Origin of the sequence: Streptomyces sp. SM1 (genome assembly GCF_002910825.1) — a bacterium.
GTDB lineage: Bacteria > Actinomycetota > Actinomycetes > Streptomycetales > Streptomycetaceae > Streptomyces > Streptomyces okerensis.
The window spans coordinates 1-2,570 of sequence record NZ_NEUB01000496.1; the positions used below are offsets into that span (position 1 = coordinate 1).

Annotated in this window: 3 protein-coding genes; 1 reads left to right on the plus strand and 2 read right to left on the minus strand. The window is 73.1% G+C overall.

Annotated features, from left to right (window positions below):
- Together B9S61_RS12180 and B9S61_RS12185 are read right to left on the minus strand one after the other, a co-directional pair.
- A partial coding sequence (locus B9S61_RS12180; RefSeq protein WP_103542267.1) for a DUF6214 family protein occupies positions 1-388 on the minus strand: 388 nt, incomplete at its 3' end.
- Between the two features lie 345 nt (positions 389-733).
- The gene (locus tag B9S61_RS12185; RefSeq protein ID WP_103542266.1) at positions 734-1,093 is read right to left on the minus strand and encodes a helix-turn-helix transcriptional regulator; all 360 of its coding nucleotides are present in this window, start codon (positions 1,091-1,093) and stop codon (positions 734-736) included.
- Between the two features lie 127 nt (positions 1,094-1,220).
- Here B9S61_RS12185 and B9S61_RS12190 point away from each other — a divergent pair, with 127 nt between their 5' ends.
- Complete coding sequence (locus B9S61_RS12190; RefSeq protein ID WP_103542268.1) at positions 1,221-2,300, plus strand: NADH:flavin oxidoreductase/NADH oxidase; 1,080 nt, start codon at positions 1,221-1,223, stop codon at positions 2,298-2,300.
- The last annotated feature ends 270 nt before the right edge of the window (positions 2,301-2,570 follow it).

The following is a 2,570-nucleotide window of genomic DNA, read 5'->3' on the forward strand; positions in this document are numbered from 1 at the left end:
TGTACCCGGTCTCGTCCATCACGGCGAGGACCGGATCGGCTCCCCGCTCCTGCGCCTCGCGGTACGCCCGCGCCACCATCCACCCCTCCTGCGGCCCCCGCGGCCGGGCGGAGCCGTCACGGTGCACGCCCGTTCCGGCACCACCGGGGTCCGGTCCGGCCCCGTCGCCGCAGGCCCGCGCCAGCGGGCCCTCGATCCAGTCGGCGAACACGGCGAGGTCCTCCAGCGCGAGCGCCGGCCGGGCCTGCACATCCTCCACGCAGACCCACCCCTCACTCACCGTCGCGAGCGCGTCGACCCGGGCCCCGTCGCCGAAGTCCAGTCGCACATGCAGCCACCGGGTCGCCCGTTCCCCCTCCCGCACCTCCCACGCGGGCCACACGGACACCGCACCCTCTGCCGGAGAGCGATCGGAAAGATGAAGAAAAGATGCCTCGAGCACACACGCAACGTAACGGTGCGATCAGTTTCCCTCGGCGGGAACACGCGCCCCACGCGACGGACGGCACCCTGTCAGCGGAGCGCGGACGCTGATCGGCTCCGGGCCGAGCGGTCGCGACACCGCCCGGAGCCTCGTCCAGCCGCCCAGAGCCTCGTCCAGCAGGACGCCCGGGTGCCCGGCGACGTCCTGCACCGGCAGCCGTGTCCGTACGGCAGCCGGTCCTGCCGCGTGCCCGTACAGGCCCGGCCCGGTACGTCACGGCGCGTGCCGGCCCGCTCCGGCCGGGGCCCGTCAGGGTTCGCCGTGGCGGCCGGCCTGGCGGGCGGCCGCGGTGAGCAGGGAGTCGAGCATGCCCGGGAAGAGGCCGTCCAGGTCGTCGCGGCGCAGAGCGTTCATCTTGGCGGTGCCCTCGTAGATCTGCCTGATCACGCCGCTCTCGCGCAGCACCCGGAAGTGATGGGTGGTGGTGGACTTGGTGACCGGCAGGTCGAAGTGCGAACAGGAGAGCGCCACGCCCTCGGCGGCGAGCTCGCGGACGATCCGCAGCCGGACGGGGTCGGAGAGAGCGTGCAGCACGCCCTCCAGCCGGATCTCGCCCCGCGTGGGGTGCGGCAGATCGCGACTGCTGGGGACGGGGGCGGCGGTCGTCACGGCGGCGGCTCCACATTCGTTCGGGAGGAACCTTCATTGTACGAGAGACGTCGTAGTTTGACACTTGCCGTACTACGATGCTTATCGTAGTTCCCCCGCACCCGGTCCTCGCCGAATGGAGCCCACCGTGAGCACGCTGTTCCAGCCGTACACCCTGCGCGACGTGACAATCCCCAACCGGGTGTGGATGGCGCCGATGTGCCAGTACTCGGCCGCACCCGACGGGCCCGGGGCCGGCGCCCCCGGCGACTGGCACTTCGCGCACTACGCGGCCCGCGCCGCAGGCGGCACGGGGCTGATCGTCACCGAGGCCACGGCCGTGTCACCGGAGGGCCGCATCTCGCCGTACGACCTCGGCATCTGGAACGACACCCAGGTCGAGGCCTTCCGCCGGATCACCCGCTTCCTCGCCTCCCAGGGCACCGTTCCCGCCGTCCAGCTCGCACACGCCGGCCGCAAGGCCTCCACCGAGCGCCCCTGGAAGGGCGGCGCGCCGGTCGGCCCGGAGGCCCACGGCTGGCAGCCCTCCGCACCGAGCCCGCTCGCCTTCGCCCAGGGACACCCGGTCCCCGACGAGCTGACCGCCGAGCAGATCGGGGAGATCGTCGGCCGGTTCCGCGACGCCGCCCGCCGGGCACTCGCCGCCGGTTTCGAGATCGCCGAGATCCACGGCGCCCACGGATACCTGATCAACGAATTCCTCTCCCCGCACTCCAACCACCGCACGGACGCCTACGGCGGCTCGTACGAGAACCGGACGCGCTTCGCGCTCGAGGTCGTCGACGCCGTGCGGGAGGTCTGGCCGGACGACAAGCCGCTGTTCTTCCGCATTTCGGCCACGGACTGGCTGGAGAAGGCCGGCTGGACCGCGGACGACACCGTCCGCTTCGCCTCCGGACTGCACGAGCACGGCATCGACCTGCTCGACGTCTCCACCGGCGGCAACGCCGCCGGTGTGCGCATCCCGGCCGAACCCGGCTACCAGGTCCCCTTCGCCGCGCGGGTGCGCGACGAGACGCCGATGCCGGTGGCCGCCGTGGGCCTGATCACCGAGGCCGGGCAGGCGGAGAAGATCCTCGCCAACGGAGAGGCGGACGCGGTGCTCCTCGGCCGGGAACTGCTCCGCGATCCCTCGTGGGCGCGGCGTGCGGCCCGTGAGCTGGGCGCCACGGTCCACGTGCCGGACCAGTACCACCGCTCGGCCTGAGTCCGCACCGCACGGCTCCGGCGGCCCGGGACGCACTCACGTCCCGGGGCGACCCGGCCCGGCACCAAGGACTACGGGTTGACATCTCTCCCGGCTGAAGGCAGGGAAATTCGGCAAGTACGCGTCGTCCGACATCACCTACCGGTAGCCCCCCACGGGTGGCGGCCGTACGGGGCGCCCCGCGCGGTGTCCCGTACGGCCGCCCGCTCTCCGCGCGTCCGCGCTCTCAGGCACCGGCCACCCGGGCACGGACCTCCCCCGCCAGCTCCC